Source organism: Brevibacillus sp. HB1.4B, from assembly GCF_013284285.1.
Taxonomy (GTDB): Bacteria; Bacillota; Bacilli; order Brevibacillales; family Brevibacillaceae; genus Brevibacillus; species Brevibacillus porteri.
The window spans coordinates 118773-134541 of the sequence record NZ_JABSUT010000012.1 but is presented as its reverse complement, the minus strand read 5'-3'; the positions used below and the strand labels follow the sequence as shown (position 1 = coordinate 134541).

Below are 15769 nucleotides of genomic sequence, written 5' to 3'. Positions count from 1 at the left end.
GCAGGCCAGCGATTCCCCACGACAGGGAAGCTGGCCTGTTTGCTTCAGGAAGAATGGCGCAGCAAAAGTGGCAGCATTTGCAGCAATCTCTCTCTGGTAAGAGCAGCGCCCCAATTCCATTTTTGCGCTTCTACAAAATAGACATAGCCGTTCTGAACGGCAGGCAGACTCTGCCACCTATCACTTTGCATCAATTCAGAAGTAGCCTGACGCGATTTAGTGTCTTCGGACAGCAGCATAAAGATCCGATCGCCTGCGTACAGGGGGATGTCCTCCTCACGAATTTCGATAAAGCCGTAGCCAGCTTGCAGTACTTCTTGAATTTTATCCACAGGAGAAAAACCGTTTGGATGGTAGAGGGCGGAGGAAAGTCCTGAGGTGCCCATTACGAACAGACGCCCGCCATGCTCATGGATAAAGACAGATGCAGTCTCACCAGGCACAAGCTCGGAGCGGAGCTGATTCCACATGGTGGCAGCATTCATGTGGTATTTCCTGAGCCATTCCCGCGCCTCGTTCTTTTTCCCCAGCCAATCTCCGAGTGTATGCAACCGTTCCTCCAGCGAAGCAAATGAATTAAACGTGAGCGTTGGGGCAATCCGGCTCATCTGCTTGTATTTGTCTTCTTCTGCGTTCGCGAAAATGATCAGATCTGGCTTCAATGACTTCAAATGGTCATAGTCAACGGGAAAGTCGATATCCTGCATGTGTCTTACCTTGTCTCGATAGATGGTTCGTTCCATCCAGGTAAAATTCCCTCCGACGATATTTTCAACATGGAGTGCGAGCAAATCATTAAACGTCTCCCCAATATAAAGGATGCGTTGTGGCTGAAGGGGGATCTCTACCTCATGGCCTGTCCAGTCCTGCACGAGCTCCATGCGGTGAGTCAGCCTGGAATATTGCCTTGGCGTGTAACCGGTCGTCTTTCGAAAGCGACGATTGAAATAATACTCATCCATGAAGCCGACCTGCGAGGCGATGTCCCGCAATGAATCGTTCGAGCTTTTCAGGAGCTCTTTCGCATGATGAATACGCAGCGCTGTCACATATTCCAAAGGCTTTTTACCCGTCAACTGGCGAAAGAGCTGCGTGTACTGCCACGACGGCACATTGGCCAGTTGTGCCAACTGTTTGACCGTCATGTTCTCTTGATAATTTTGTTGAATATAACGAATGCTGTTCTCGACCTCTTTGCTCTTGCTAGGGATAAGGTCAGGAGACAGATTTTGTTCCAGCAAAAATCCGAGCAGCTTCTGGAACCGCAATTGCTGCCAATAGCTGTCCATTTCTGAAGAAGTTGATTTGCCTAAGAGCAAAGCGTCACATAAGCGCAAGAGCCGGGCAGAGGGGTGAGCGGACAGCTCGATACGGCCATCAAGCAATGCGTATGGGTACGGTAGGGGTCTATTGTCTGGATCGAACGAGATGACAGTAAACGAGATTTGGTAGCACTCAGTCGCGCTGTCGTACAAGGATTCGATCGCAAAAGGAGTAGACGGTGAAAGCAAAAAACACTTTCCTGCCAAAGGCGAAATCGTTTGATCGTGAATACGGAGGCTGCCGTAACCTTTTGTGAAGAAGAGCAGGGTATGGAAGGGAGTGGGTGAAGGACTTGCCGTCTGCTCTACTTGACACAACTGAAAATGAAGGGAACCGAGCGGGGGATGAGGTGGTATAGATTGAAGCATCGGTTATGCCCTCCTTTTTTATATGAGAATAATTATCACTCGCTTTATCAATCGTATACAAAAAAAAGAAGCTTTTCAATCATTGTTGAAAAGCTTCTCATGTTTCATTCAGGCGGACATGATGGACTACTTCGCCAGGATTTCAGGAATCCTTTGCAGGAGCCACTCTCTTGTTGTCGCATCACTGCTAGATTTTTCGATGTCGATAAAGTAGACATAACCGTTTTTAACAGCAGGAAGGTCTTTCCAGATGCGTGATTTTAGCAGCTCCTGCGTTGATTTCTCAGCTTCCTCGCTCGCAGTATTCAGAATAAAGATACGATCTCCCGCTATTTCGGGCAAACGTTCCACAGAGATGAGTTCAAATCCTTTTTGTGCATCGAGTATTTCCTGAATGGGCGCAGTGGGCTTGAATCCGTTTGTATCGTAGAGGACTTGGGAAAGCCCTGTTCTTGCCATGACAAACAGCCGATCACCTGGATAATAGGTAAAGACAGAGACGGTCTCTCCTTCTTTCATGATGCCAGACTCCTTCAGCTTCTTCCACATCTCCTCCGATTTGAGCTTGTAATCGGCAAGCCATTTGGTGGCTGCTTCCGGTTTCCCAATCATATCACCGAGCTGGGTCATCCGCTCTTCCAACGGGGCGAATGTATCAAAAATGACGGTAGGGGCGATTTTGGATAGCTGTTCATATTCTTTTTCTTCGGTATTTGCATGGATGATCAAGTCAGGCTGTAATTCAAGGACCTTTTCGAGATTAATGGGAAAACCGACATTCTGGACATCGTGCAGTTGGTCTTCAAAGATTTGGTTGGTGTACCCGAATCCCCCAATCGGCTTCACGCCCAACGCGAGCATATCGCCAAATGTCTCACCGGAATAGATGATTCGTGCAGGGGAGACCGGGATGTTGCCTACATGCCCGAGATAATCAGTATATGGACGCGTTTGGCTTTTCTGACTTGCCTCGCTGCTCGTTGCGCTTGTTGCTTCTTGTCCAAGTGTGGAAGCGGTAGTTGTTTGCGAAGCGGATGGACTGCATCCAATGAGCAAGCTGCCAGCCAGTATGAAAATTCCTAACGTTCCGGTCATGTTGCGCATGTGTTTCATTTCTATTTTCCTCCAGTAGTCGTTTGAATCTGTTTGTTATCTAATGATAATCATTATCAGATATAGCTTAGCAGCTCAATGGACAAACGTCAGATAGCCATCATTGATTTTGTACAAAGAGAAGGATTTCACACGGACAGTTGTGGAGTTTGGACAAAAAATAATGGAGAAAATGCATTGTCAGATGGCGAGGAAACACATATGATCAGGATGCAAAAAGTGAGAATGAGAATCAATTCGATAATCATCAACAGATGTGAGAGAGGGTAGAAAGATGGTAAGAACGGTTCGGAATGCAGGATTGGCATGGATGGCATTATTATTGATCATGATGCTCGTGTTAACTGCGTGTGCAGAAAAAGCAGCGGAGCCAACATCCACTGAGCAGAAAGCACCGACAGAGAACACCGCTGCGAAAACCAAAGTGGTGAAAGACGCCTATGGCGATGTAGAGATTCCGGTAAAGCCACAGCGGGTAGCTGCTATTTATCAGGAGGACTTCTTGACAGCATTGGGTGTGACCCCGGTTGTCCAGTGGTATCACCCGGCATGGGGCAAACAGGATTACCTCGGGCTGGACGTGCCGCTTTTTGATATTACAGGAAGTATGGAAGCGTTGCTTGCAGCCAATCCGGATATCATCATTGTGGATGGATACGCTGATCCCAAGAAATATGAGGAATTCAGCAAGGTAGCTCCTACGTACAAGCTGCCGGATGAACTCCGTAACGACACGATTGGAAGACTCAAGAAAATCGCCGAGGTGCTAGGCGTTCCAGAAAAAGCAGACGAAGCGATCCAAAAGTACAATGAGAAAATTGCGGATACGAAAGCAAAGCTAGACAAGGCGATTGGCAATGAAACAGTAGCTGTCATTCGTTTGAACGTGGGAAATAAGCCGAATTTGGCCCTCTTCGGAGATGGCAATGTTTACACAGGCATGCTTTATAAGGAGTTGGGCCTTACGCCATATTCCGCTGCCAAAAATCAAGAAACACATGTGGTATTATCAGAAGAAGCCATCCCGGCTATCGATGCAGACCATATCATTGTTTTCCCGTCGAACGGCACGTGGACTTCCGAAGAAAACAAGGATGCGCTCAAGATTTTGGAGAGCCCAATCTGGAAATCTGTTCCTGCTGTGAAAAAAGGCCATGTCTACCCAATGGATCGGACACATTGGCAATCCGGTGCCATACTGGCCAATATGAAGAAGGCAGACGACTTGGTCAAAGCGTTTGTAAAGTAATCGAGTTCAATAGAGAAAGCGCGTCATATCGGCTGATGCGCTTTCTTTTTCATTTGTGGAGCTTGTCCTCGGGATGTTTACTCATTATAATAATAAATGATAATCATTCTCACGAGAAGGGTGAGGGAGATGAATAACGAAGCATCCGGGACCAAGCTATCTCCTCCATCATTCTTTGCAATGACGGCCATCCAAAAAGGAAATGTGGAAAGATGGCAGGACTATCAAGAGCCGGAAGACTACACGATGATTGTAGCGACAGACGGAGAAGGGCTCATTGAAATCGAATCATCGACTTATCGGTTCACTCGGGAGCGTTGCTGGATTGCAGCACCGCGTCAGAACGTTCGGATCAGTTGCACGAGTCATGTTCTCGACTATTATTATCTGACTTTTCGTGTCGTCCACACGGGATCTCCGACGAAGGCCCAATCTTCCGAGGCTTTTTTCTGTACGGGGGAGTTGACCTGCACGCCTTTTTCACGTGTCGTTGAATCGATTGCGGAGATTTACAAGCATCGCGATGCCACGGAGGCGCTGCAACTATTTTTTAATCACGTGCGGTTTGAGGAATTGCTATGCGTTTTGGCCCAGCAAAATGTGCCAGGTAAAACAAGTTTGGACCCGAGGCGAGCTGTTGAACGTTCGATTGCGTATGTAGAGGAGCATTACCAGGAGCCGCTGACCGTAGAGCAGTTGGCAGAGGAAGCGCATGTGGCACGTTGGCGATACACACAGCTTTTCAAAGAAATAACAGGACAACTACCGCTTGATTACATCCATCAGCTGCGGATGAATCAGGCGAAGCAGCTACTGCTCATGACAGGTGATCGGATCAACGAGATCGCCCAAAATGTCGGATTCAACAGCGAGTATTATTTTAATCGTCGTTTTAAGCAGAGTGTAGGGCTCGCGCCAGGAAAATATCGCAACATTCATCGGGATGATTTACGAGTCGTCTCTCTTTATATGGAGGATTATTTGCTAGCTCTTGGCATTCGACCCGTCGTTCAATGGGCGCATACATATTGGGGGCAGCAGGACTATTTGGGCCTGCATGATGTACCGACCTACGATGTGCTGACAGATGACGTGCAGCTCTTGTCCAGTCGTGCCCCAGATGTCATTATGCTTCGCGAATGTACAGGCTGGAAGGAGAATGCGTATGCCAAATGTGCCCGGATTGCCTTCACATGCGTGATTCGGCAGTTCGGTCCTGAGTGGCGAAAAACATTGCGCACCCTTGGTGATCGGTTGGGCCGAAGTGAATTGGCAGAGCGGTCAATCGAGCAGTATGAACAAAAAGTAAGAGTTGCCAAAAATGTAATGGGACGCAGTCTCAAAGGGCAGAAGGTAGCCTTCTTGCGCATATCGGCCGATGAAATCCTTGTGGAGAAAAACTACACATCGCAGGTGTTGTTTCAAGATTTGGAAATGGAGCCAGCTCCACTGGTAAAAAAACAATTTGCCAAGCAGGGGAGAGAAGGGGTATCGTGGGAAGAGTTGTCTACGCTGGATGCTGATCATATTTTTTTCGCCTTTGACAAATGGCATCAGGGAAAACCAGGTGCCGAACAGCTACAGCTCAACCATCCCGTGTGGCAAGCGCTTCCTGCTGTCCAAAACAAGCGGGCGTACCAGGTGGATTTCATGACCTGGATGAACCACGGTGTGATCGCCAACGGGAAAAAAGTCGATGATGTCCTCAAGGTGTTAGCCTAAATGTACAAAGATAAGTGCGCGTTTGTCCATTGACACTGTTTTCATACATCGCCTAAAATTCTTTTATGATAATAAGAATCAATATCATCAAAAACAACTCAGCTCCATACTAACAAAAAAAGGTGGCACGTATGAGTCAACACGCACATTCCCTGAAAGAGGGGAATAACGGAAAGCCGGTTGCGTTTCGCTCTCGCCCTTGGGCAGCGACGCTAATTTTGACCGGCGGGGTTTTCGCATTAATACTGGGGATGTTTTTGTCTGTGTCATTTGGAGCAGCCGACATCCACTTTGCTGTCGTATGGGAAGCTATTTTTCAATTTAATCCTGATATTACGCAACACCAAATTATTCAGGAGATTCGTTTGCCGCGACTTCTCGGCGGTGCAATGGTCGGGGCGAGTCTCGCTGTTGCAGGTGCCATCATGCAAGGGATGACACGCAACCCGCTGGCAGATTCCGGATTGCTTGGTTTGAATGCAGGCGCCGGATTTGTTTTGGCTCTCTGCTTCGCTTTTTTCCCGGGTCTGCCGTTCATGTACCTGATTCTCTACAGCTTTTTGGGTGCTGGTGTCGGGGCAGGTATGGTTTACGGGATTGGGTCCTTGGCAAAAGGCGGCTTGACTCCCGTGCGACTCGTTTTGGCGGGTGCTGCATTGACCGCACTATTGTCTGCGTTAAGCGAAGGGATTGCCCTTTACTTTAAAATTGGACAAGATTTGGCCTTCTGGTATGCAGGCGGTGTGGCGGGAACCAAATGGTTTCAGCTTGAAGTCATGTTTCCGTGGATTCTCGCAGCCCTTATTGGTGCCATGATGCTGTCGCGTTCCATTACGATGCTCAGTCTTGGAGAAGAGGTAGCAAAAGGATTGGGGCAGCGCACGGCGTTAGTGAAACTGGCAGGCATGATCATCGTTCTTATTTTGGCTGGATCAGCAGTTGCCGTTGTTGGGGCAGTAGGCTTTGTTGGATTGATCATTCCACATATGACCCGCTTTTTGGTTGGGGTCGATTACCGATGGATCATTCCTTGTTCAGCCATTTTGGGCAGCTTGCTCGTCGTTTTCGCCGATTTGGCCGCAAGAATGGTAAATCCGCCGTATGAGACGCCGTTAGGGGCACTTATTGCGCTAATCGGTGTACCGTTCTTCCTTTACTTGGCGCGTAAAGAAAGAAGGGAGATGTAATCATGCAGCATATGGTTTCCCATTACCAAACCCGCAAAAGAAATAGAGCGTTTGCGGTTATGACGGTACTCGCTATCCTCATTTTTATCGCGTTTATCATCAGTATGAACACAGGCTACATACGATTGTCACCAAGCGATCTGCTGTTGACGCTTATCGGTTCTGGAACAGACAAACAAAGCTTGATCTTGTTTGAATTCCGCTTGCCGCGGATTGTTATTTCCCTCTTGATTGGGGCAGGACTTGCCGTATCCGGGTGTATTATTCAAGGGATTTCCCGCAATGCATTGGCAGAGCCCGGTATTTTAGGGATCAACGCTGGTGCTGGCTTGATGGTGATGCTGTTCATTTCGTTTTATCCATCCACGTCTGCCGCACCTGTTTTTTTGCTACCGGTGTTGGCTTTGCTTGGAGCCAGCGTGACAGCAGCGCTGATCTTCGTATTGTCATATAAAAGACACAAGGGATTGTCTCCGACCCGTATTGTATTGACGGGGATTGCCGTGGCGGCTGGGATGAGTGCCGCGATGATCGTCTTGACGCTGAAGCTGAGTCCGGATAAGTACCAGTTTGTGGCGACTTGGCTCGCCGGTAGTATCTGGGGAACCAACTGGAAGTTCGTTCTTTCGTTGCTGCCCTGGATCGCCATTTTAATCCCCTATGTTTTTTACAAAGCACGTGTCATGAACGTGCTCAATTTGGGAGAAGAGTTGGCGAAAGGCTTGGGTGCACCCGTTGCCAAAGAACAATTGAAGCTGCTGGCTGCCGCAGTCGGGCTTGCTGCTTCCTGCGTGGCAGTGAGTGGAGGCATCGGTTTTGTCGGGTTAATCGGTCCGCATTTGGCCCGCAGACTAGTGGGGCCAAAGCATGAGATGCTTTTGCCTACATCAGCGCTAGCGGGTGCACTATTGGTCATCGTGGCTGATACCATCGGACGCTGGATCATGCAGCCGTCAGAGATTCCGACTGGTATCGTTGTAGCCGTTATCGGTGCTCCGTATTTCTTGTACTTGCTGGCACGTTCAAAAGCATAGTTTCGCAAATTGTGGATTTGGCGAGCGTTTTCCCGTCTAGTTACGAGGAAGACGCTCGTTTTTGTATACAGCGAAGTGGAGATCAGGCAATTTGGGAATTGAAAAGAGGGAAATGTTGGAGGACAATGGGGGGAAGAAGCAACCGCCTTGTGTTTGCTATAATATCAGCATAAGCATGTATCGGGACGAGAAGGAGTAAAGGCATATGATCGATCGATTAGACCACTTGGTTTTGACGGTAAAAGACATCGAAGCAACCTGTCACTTTTACGAAAAAGTCCTGGGAATGAAGGTTGTAACGTTTGGCGACGGCAGGATGGCCCTGCACTTCGGCCAGCAAAAAATCAATTTGCATCAAAGCGGACAAGAATGGGAGCCAAAAGCGATGCATCCAGTCGCCGGCTCCGCTGATCTATGTCTTGTCACATCGCTTCCACTGGAGCAAGTCATCCAGCATATTCATGCATGCGGCGTCCATTTGGTGGAAGGACCTGTTCCAAAAACAGGCGCCATCGGGCCAATTCGTTCGGTGTATTTGCGTGATCCGGACCATAATTTGATCGAGGTCTCCCAGTACCTGCCACAGGAATCAGGGGCGGCTTCCCTTGCTCCTGCCATCAAGGAGATTTCCAAGAGATTGCAAGAACGTGAACGAGGGACGAGCGGCGCATACAGTGTCTTGCTCCCGCTCGTCAAAATGGCTGACAACCAGCTAGGCATTTTATTTGAAAAAAGAGCCAGTACGATGCGGCGACAGGCGAACGAGGTTTGTTTTCCGGGAGGGCGTGCTGAGAAGAGTGACGAATCCCGTTGGGCGACGGCTGCTCGGGAAACAAGCGAGGAGCTGGGTATTCCACTTGATCGGATTCATTTTGTAGGCGAACTGGATCAGGTGATTGGGCCAGGCTCCTCCATTATTACGCCCTTTATTGGATTCGTGGAAGGAATCCCTGACATGAAGCCGAATCCAGACGAGGTCGGAGAGGTCTTTATCCTTCCACTTGATCGGCTGTTGGCAACACAGCCAGCGAAGTATCTTTCCTCAGTCATGACCGAGCCCGAAGAGGATTTTCCTTATCATCTGATCCCGGGTGGCAAGCGATATCCATGGCGAAAAGGGACAGTCGAGCATTTGTTTTATGAGGTGGACGGGCGTGTCATCTGGGGGTTAACCGCCCGGGTGTTGGCTCAGTTTCTTGAATGGATTCGCAGCGACGACCAATCAACTAGTAAACAATAAAAGCGGTTGTTCATTTTGAACAACGATAAGCTGAGGAGTGGATTTACCATGTGGACAAACAATCCTATCACTTCGCGTTTACATTTGAAATGGCCGATTATTCAGGCGCCAATGGCAGGGGGGGCGACCACACCTGCCCTAGTAGCCGCTGTCTCAGAAGCAGGGGGACTCGGAACGCTCGGTGCGGCGTATATGTCACCTGAGCAGATTCGTGAGGCGATCAAGTCTATTCGGGCGTTAACGGACAAACCGTTTGGGGTGAATCTGTTTATCCCGGAAGATTATGATGCCGACCAGCCGATCGCAGAGAGCATTGCCCAGGCAATGAATGAGGTACGAGATCGACTGGGTATCCCGCAAAATCCGCAGGTGACACAATTTACAGAGCCGTTTGGTGAGCAGATGGCTGTCGTTTTGGAGGAACAGCCCGCCGTTTTCAGCTTTACCTTTGGTGTTCTGGATCATCGCTTGATGGCAGAGTTGAAGCAGCGGGGAATCACTGTCATCGGAACTGCGACAACCGTTCGCGAAGCGATTGCATTGGAAGCGAGCGGAGTTGATATGATTGCCGCCCAAGGCAGCGAAGCAGGCGGGCACCGTGGTTCCTTTTTGCCGGATTCATCAGGCAATATGATTGGAACGATGGCGCTCGTCCCGCAAATGGTGGATCGGGTCAAGATTCCCGTCATCGCGGCTGGAGGGATCATGGATGGTCGAGGGATCGCAGCAGCACTCGCGCTCGGGGCACAGGCGGCACAGCTCGGAACGGCTTTTCTGACGTGTAAGGAGAGCGGAGCACATGCCCTGCACAAGAAGGCCATTTTGGAGACGAGGGAAGAGTCCATCGTGATGACACGTGCTTTCTCTGGTAAATGGGCAAGGGGTATTCAAAATGAGTTTATGACAACGCTCGCCCCATTTGATCACGAGCTCCCGACCTATCCGGTACAAAATGCCCTGACCAAAGACATTCGAGCCGCAGCGGGCAAGCAGCAGCAAATTGCGTACATGTCGATGTGGGCGGGGCAGGCAGCTCCACTCAGCCAGGAAATTAGCGCGAGTGAGCTCGTTGAAAAGCTGGCAGCGGAGACGACGAGGATTTGCAGCAATCTGGGGCAACCCCAGTAGAATAAACGCGCAAAGAAAGCCACGCGAAAGACGGAGGAAATCAAAGTGAACCAGGAATACGCTCTCAAGGGGAACCTTGTCGCAGATGAACAGGAATTGCATAATGGTCTCGTAGTCGTGGGAAATGGAAAGATCACCTATGTTGGCAAGGCTGATGAGTATGGAAAAGCTTTGCCAAATCATGTGGTGACAGTAGAGGATGGCTGGATTTGCCCTGGATTCGTCGATATGCACATGCATGGGATTGATGGATACGACACGATGGACGGGACGCCGAAATCACTTCAGGCCATCTCGACTGCACTTGCACGGCATGGGGTGACGTCTTTTTTGGCGACGACGATGACAGCTCCTTATGATCAATTGGAGCAGGTGCTGGTAAACATCGCGCAGAACAGCAGGGAAGGGCTTCCGGGGGCGCAAGCGATCGGCATCCATCTGGAAGGCCCATGGATCAATCCTCGTTACAAGGGAGCGCAAAAAGAAGAAAACATCGCGATCCCCAAGCTCGATGCAGTGCAAAAGCTGTATGGGTTATCAGAAGGTCTGATCAAGGTCGTGACGATTGCGCCTGAACAACCGGAAGCACTTGAAGCGATTGCATGGTTAAAAGAACGCGATGTCATCGTGTCTGCTGGACATACAGGCGCTACATTTGCCCAGGCGACGGAAGCGGTAGATGCGGGCGTGCGCCATTTTACACATTGCTTCAATGCCATGACAGGACTGCATCATCGGGAGCCGGGCGTAGTGGGCGCCGCGATGTATCATGAGCAGTTGAGCACAGAGCTGATCGCAGATGGCATCCATGTGCATCCAGCAGTCATGAAGATTTTATATCGGGTCAAAACGGCTGAACGTCTCGCCCTCGTCAGCGATTCCATGCGGGCAGCCGCGATGGGCGAAGGGACGTACGACCTTGGTGGACAAGAGGTTCACGTCCACGACAACCAGGCAAAGCTCGCAGACGGAACACTTGCTGGAAGTATCCTGACGCTGAATCGGGCCGTCGGCAATATGGTGAAGCTGAGCGGAGTAGCGTTGCCAGAGGCAGTGGAAATGGCTTCCCATACGCCAGCAAGTATCCTTGGCTTTGGCGACAGAAAAGGACGTCTGGCAGCAGGGTACGATGCAGATATCATCGTATTAAATGAACAATTTGATGTGACGATGACTTTCGTTGCGGGGAAAGAAGTGTATCACCAGTCAAAGTAGTTTCTTATTAGAAAAAAGCAGTCCAAGATCGCTCTTGGATTGCTTTTTTTTAGCTTGAAAGAATAAAGATGTCCTTGAACGGTTGTGGTCGGGGAGAAGCCTGCCACATGTTTTCCAGTCGCCTATATCCTCTCTTCGTTCGGGCGGTCTCCTTCCAAACATGTGACAGGGCTTTCTACAGCTATTGTTAAGTTCAGGGTTTTACCCCATTTTCTGAGGTCAACTCAGGGATGCTTTCATAATCCTTCGAAGAATGGCTTCTAGTATCACCTTGTTTTAATAAAAAGCCTCGTGGGAAGAAGTGCATTTCCAGTCCAAGCGCCTCTGGAGCCCGCCCCAGCGTAGAAAAGAATGGCGGGGAATTTCAGCTTTTATCACATACAAAAACGTTGAAACGTTTTCTGGTTTGAAGCGCTCCCGCCATTCTTTTCGGAGCGGACAGTGATACCCACAGCGGGGCGGAGGCCGAAGCGTAGACTGGAAATGCACTTCTTCCTCCACCACAACCGCGCCTCTCGTTACAACTGCTGCTGCAACGCCTCCGGCTGAAACCAGATCTTATGAAAGTCCAGCCACCCCGATGAATTGATCGATACGCCTCGTAGAGACTTGTGAAACGACGTAAGGGTCTTTTTCTGAACCAGATACAAGACAGCATAGTTTTCCTTGATCATGGCTTCGATCCTGGCGAGATGGTGTTCCCGAGCAAGCCGGTCTGGCTCCTGAAACGTCAAGCAAATCTCCTTGTTGATCGCCCGAGCCAATGCTTCATCAAATGCGGGGAGAAAGTAATTTCTTTGCAAATACATCTCCAGCTCGCTAATTTGATCGCTGCTAAACACATTGCCGTACAGCTGGCAGTCATGTTCAGGCAAACAATCGCGATTCGAAAATTCCCATGGTTCTCTCACGGCGACTTCAAGATGAATGCCATAATCGCCGCATCGTTGTTGAATCCATAGCGCATCTTCTTCATGGTAGGCTGTGGTCACGAGACGCAATGTTTCTCCCTGATAGTCGCTTTCCTGTAGCAGGGACATGATCTCAGCATGGCAGAGCTGCTCGTTCTCTCTCGCTCTTACCTCCCTTAAAGCAGGGTGATACGTGCGGAAGCCTTTTGCCGGGTGTATGCGATCTCCGCCCAAATCGGCTATCATTTGATTCCGGTCAATTAGCCGATCCAGCGCTTGGCGGAACTTGATATGATTGTGCGGACCGCTCTTCCACTGGTTAAAAACAAGCAAATTGCAGCAGGAAAAAAACGCCTCCGTATCGCACCAGTCCTGACCATCCTGAATGACTGCTTCCTTCAATGCTTGTGCTTTCGACTGGACCCCGTGCGACACCATCACTGACGCCCAATTTGGTTCTTTTAGGCGCCCCATATCCAACTCGGGGAAGATCAAAATTTCCACACGATCCAACTGCGGTCTCCCAAGAAAATGAGCTGGAAATGCCTCTAGAATACAGATCCTCTCATCAAGGCGGGTCAGTTGAAAGGGGCCGGTTCCAATTGGCTTTTCTCCAAAGCCTTTTTCATCCTGCCGAACGATTTCTTCTGGAACAATGCTTGCGTGAATCGTTGCCAGTAGCCGCAGCAGCAAGTAATTCGGTTCTTTTAGCAGGATGCGCACGGTTCGCTGATCCATAGCCTCAATCAGTTCTATGTCACGAAACATCCAGCTTGCTTCATACTTGTCTGGATGAAAACGTAGTCGATTCAAGGAAAAAACGACATCATGGGCAGTCAATTCCCGTCCATGGTGAAAAAGCACGTTCTTTTTCAAATAAAAGGTCCACTGCTTTGCATCAGGGCTGCTTTCCCAAGAATGGGCGATGGAAGGCAAAATAGACCGACTGTTCAGATCATAATGGACGAGCGTATTGAATATCTGTCCCGCCAAATGGGCATCGAAGTGATAATAAGCGTGACCAGGGTCCAGCGTCACAATCGTGCGGTACACCGGAAAGCGGATGATATCTTGGGAACGGTTCGATACCGAGTGGTTGGAGAAGCCCATTCCTTCTGAGAGCCAATCCATGATCTGGTCTTTGACGGCAGCTTTGCCGTAGCGATTCATGAGCTCCATCGCTTCTTTGACGTCGCCCTTGTCTATTTGCAGCTTGACCTCGGTGAGGAGGATTTCATCGGAATCAGCATGAAGCGTCATGACCGAGACATTCCCTCGCCCGCGTCCCGCCTTCCATTCGATCCAACGCAGCTCGACTAGCTTACGGACAATCAGCTTGGCGTAGCGAGGCGTACAGTGCCAAATCCCAGCCAACTTTTCGATGGTGACAGGGAACGGTTTCCCGAGTTCTTCTTGATGAAAAAACGAACGAAGCTCTAAAAAATGCAGAACGGTAACCATGCAGGCCCCCATTTCTCATATAAAAATGCATAGGCGAAAAGGTGATCGAATTCAATCAAATCGAACCCTTTTTCCCCTTTTTCTAGATCCATATACTGAAGATAACACGAGAGATAACAAACGGGAATGGGAAAGAGAGATGGGGAGAATGAGATTTCATCCGGTGGCATGGGGTGTCATTATTGGAACCTTTTTGTCACGCACAGGCTTTTTTATGACGCTTCCGTTTTTAGGCATTTATTTAGGAAAGGTAAAAGGAATTGATCCGGCGATCGTTGGTTCGATCCTCGCACTCAGCTTGCTGGTTGGAACGATTAGTAGCTTTGCCGGGGGAGCACTGTCAGACCGATTGGGCAGATATCCAGTGATGATCACTGCGATGGGAGCTTGGAGCATCGTCTTGATCGGATACGTTTTTGCGACGGAGACGTGGATGTTCTTTGTTTTAAGTGCCTGCAACGGCCTTTTTCGAAATGTATTTGAGCCGACTGCCCGTGCCCTGCTGGCGGATGTCACGTCGGATGATCAGCGGGCAGCTGTTTTCAACGCCAGGTATTTCGCAATCAACCTGGGGGGAGCAATCGGTCCGTTAATCGGCTTGCAGCTGGGCGCAGGGAGCACATCCTTGTTACCCTTCCTCGTCACAGCCATTATTTTTGCCGTGTACGCAGCTGTGTTGGTGGTATTTATGGTCATATTCAAGGAACAGTTGAAGCAGGACGTGGCTGCTGATCCGGTCACCATGAATCAGATGGCACGCATTGTTTTTACAGACAAAGTATTTCTTTACTTGTTGCTCGGGAATTTGTTCGTTGCTGGTGCCTACTCACATCTGGACACCACACTCTCCCAGTACATTGGGCATGATCGAATAGAGGCATATTCCTTTTTGTTTGTCGTGAATACTATCTCGGTTTTAGCGCTTCAATATCCGCTCGCGAAGTTTATGAAGCGGTACTCATCGATGACCGCGTTGAAGCTGGGTTGTCTATTGTTTGGACTGGGGTTGCTCGGTTTCGGGCTATTTACGAATTTATTTTGGCTCTCCGTGGCGATGGTGGTATTTACGATCGGCGAAATCTTGTGCTTTGTCGTCGGAGATATCCTGATCGGGGAGATCGCTCCCCAGCATTTACGTGGAGCGTATTACGGCGCCAGCGGCTTTGCCTTCCTTGGACAGAGTGTTTGTGCGTGGGTCGGCGGGGTATTGCTCCAAGTACTCGGCTTTGGGCAAGGGCCGATCATCTTCGCTATCCTCATGTTGTTGACCTTTATCGCGTTTCCGTTCTATCAACGCGGCCAGCACTTATGGGAGCAGCGGCAACATCAAAGAAAAAGCTGTGAAAAATCATCACATGTAATGATTTGAATAGGGTGCGATCTCTTGTTTGTTCCATATCCAACTGACTAGTTGTTCTTCTGAATGACTCCCCACATGTTTCCGCTCGGGTCAAAAAACTTGAGCACCCATCCGAAGCCATCGTTTTGGTAGTGGGTAATCGAGACTTCATGGGCCTGCAAATAATCATGGAGTGCATGCACATCGGAAGTGGTGTACAAAAAGACAGGCATGGGTTGATGATCAACGGTAAAGGTTGTGGACGTCTGCTCATCCGTTTCCCATATCATCAAGGTGGGCCCCGCAGACAATGCAAGAAAAGCGGAAGTACGATACTGCGCCTGTAAGGAAAAGCCAAGGTGATTACAGTACCAGACAATGGCCTCTTCCAAATTTTTTACGGGAACTTGTACGTGAAGCAACGATTCCAAATGTGCCATGATCAATCATTCCTCTCTCCATCCTTTTTCTTTATATTG

Annotated in this window: 12 protein-coding genes; 8 read left to right on the top strand and 4 right to left on the bottom strand. The window is 49.3% G+C overall.

What is annotated here, in order from left to right:
- Positions 1-44: 44 nt before the first annotated feature.
- Together HP398_RS25320 and HP398_RS25315 are read right to left on the bottom strand one after the other, a co-directional pair.
- On the bottom strand, positions 45-1691 hold the full coding sequence (locus HP398_RS25320) for an AraC family transcriptional regulator (RefSeq protein ID WP_017252100.1): 1647 nt from the start codon (positions 1689-1691) through the stop codon (positions 45-47).
- A 126-nt stretch (positions 1692-1817) separates the two neighbouring features.
- Positions 1818-2804: an ABC transporter substrate-binding protein gene (locus HP398_RS25315; protein WP_173623998.1), complete on the bottom strand. Its 987-nt coding sequence runs from the start codon at positions 2802-2804 to the stop codon at positions 1818-1820.
- Positions 2805-3078: 274 nt separating this feature from the next.
- Between HP398_RS25315 and HP398_RS25310 the strand changes: the two genes are divergently transcribed.
- The 7 genes from HP398_RS25310 (at position 3079) to nagA (ending at position 11579) form a co-directional block, all read left to right on the top strand.
- Positions 3079-4053, top strand: a complete 975-nt coding sequence (locus tag HP398_RS25310; protein WP_173623997.1) for an ABC transporter substrate-binding protein — start codon at positions 3079-3081, stop codon at positions 4051-4053.
- 129 nt (positions 4054-4182) lie between these two features.
- Positions 4183-5775 (top strand): AraC family transcriptional regulator, encoded by a 1593-nt coding sequence (locus tag HP398_RS25305; protein ID WP_173623996.1) that lies wholly within the window; start codon positions 4183-4185, stop codon positions 5773-5775.
- Positions 5776-5906: 131 nt separating this feature from the next.
- On the top strand, positions 5907-6962 hold the full coding sequence (locus tag HP398_RS25300) for a FecCD family ABC transporter permease (RefSeq protein ID WP_069848110.1): 1056 nt from the start codon (positions 5907-5909) through the stop codon (positions 6960-6962).
- 2 nt (positions 6963-6964) lie between these two features.
- Positions 6965-7996, top strand: coding sequence for a FecCD family ABC transporter permease (locus HP398_RS25295; protein WP_173623995.1), 1032 nt, complete (start codon positions 6965-6967; stop codon positions 7994-7996).
- Between the two features lie 205 nt (positions 7997-8201).
- A complete protein-coding gene (locus tag HP398_RS25290) occupies positions 8202-9236 on the top strand; it encodes a VOC family protein (protein ID WP_173623994.1) in 1035 nt (344 codons plus the stop codon).
- Positions 9237-9284: 48 nt separating this feature from the next.
- Positions 9285-10364 (top strand): NAD(P)H-dependent flavin oxidoreductase, encoded by a 1080-nt coding sequence (locus HP398_RS25285; protein WP_173623993.1) that lies wholly within the window; start codon positions 9285-9287, stop codon positions 10362-10364.
- A 45-nt stretch (positions 10365-10409) separates the two neighbouring features.
- Positions 10410-11579, top strand: a complete 1170-nt coding sequence (gene nagA, locus HP398_RS25280; RefSeq protein ID WP_173623992.1) for an N-acetylglucosamine-6-phosphate deacetylase — start codon at positions 10410-10412, stop codon at positions 11577-11579.
- 518 nt (positions 11580-12097) lie between these two features.
- On the opposite strand, the gene HP398_RS25275 is transcribed toward nagA, so the two are convergent.
- A complete protein-coding gene (locus HP398_RS25275; protein WP_173623991.1) occupies positions 12098-13951 on the bottom strand; it encodes an SgrR family transcriptional regulator in 1854 nt (617 codons plus the stop codon).
- A gap of 148 nt (positions 13952-14099) precedes the next feature.
- Between HP398_RS25275 and HP398_RS25270 the strand changes: the two genes are divergently transcribed.
- The gene (locus tag HP398_RS25270; protein WP_173623990.1) at positions 14100-15320 is read left to right on the top strand and encodes an MDR family MFS transporter; all 1221 of its coding nucleotides are present in this window, start codon (positions 14100-14102) and stop codon (positions 15318-15320) included.
- A gap of 38 nt (positions 15321-15358) precedes the next feature.
- Here the strand turns inward: HP398_RS25270 and HP398_RS25265 are convergent, their stop codons facing one another.
- Complete coding sequence (locus HP398_RS25265) at positions 15359-15730, bottom strand: VOC family protein (protein WP_026043370.1); 372 nt, start codon at positions 15728-15730, stop codon at positions 15359-15361.
- Positions 15731-15769 lie beyond the last annotated feature (39 nt).

Coding starts and splice junctions, on each gene's coding strand:
- HP398_RS25320 (WP_017252100.1), bottom strand. CDS start 1,691: ATGCTTCAATCTATACCACCTCATCCCCCGCTCGGTTCCCTTCATTTT.
- HP398_RS25315 (WP_173623998.1), bottom strand. CDS start 2,804: ATGAAACACATGCGCAACATGACCGGAACGTTAGGAATTTTCATACTG.
- HP398_RS25310 (WP_173623997.1), top strand. CDS start 3,079: ATGGTAAGAACGGTTCGGAATGCAGGATTGGCATGGATGGCATTATTA.
- HP398_RS25305 (WP_173623996.1), top strand. CDS start 4,183: ATGAATAACGAAGCATCCGGGACCAAGCTATCTCCTCCATCATTCTTT.
- HP398_RS25300 (WP_069848110.1), top strand. CDS start 5,907: ATGAGTCAACACGCACATTCCCTGAAAGAGGGGAATAACGGAAAGCCG.
- HP398_RS25295 (WP_173623995.1), top strand. CDS start 6,965: ATGCAGCATATGGTTTCCCATTACCAAACCCGCAAAAGAAATAGAGCG.
- HP398_RS25290 (WP_173623994.1), top strand. CDS start 8,202: ATGATCGATCGATTAGACCACTTGGTTTTGACGGTAAAAGACATCGAA.
- HP398_RS25285 (WP_173623993.1), top strand. CDS start 9,285: ATGTGGACAAACAATCCTATCACTTCGCGTTTACATTTGAAATGGCCG.
- HP398_RS25275 (WP_173623991.1), bottom strand. CDS start 13,951: ATGGTTACCGTTCTGCATTTTTTAGAGCTTCGTTCGTTTTTTCATCAA.
- HP398_RS25270 (WP_173623990.1), top strand. CDS start 14,100: ATGAGATTTCATCCGGTGGCATGGGGTGTCATTATTGGAACCTTTTTG.
- HP398_RS25265 (WP_026043370.1), bottom strand. CDS start 15,730: ATGGCACATTTGGAATCGTTGCTTCACGTACAAGTTCCCGTAAAAAAT.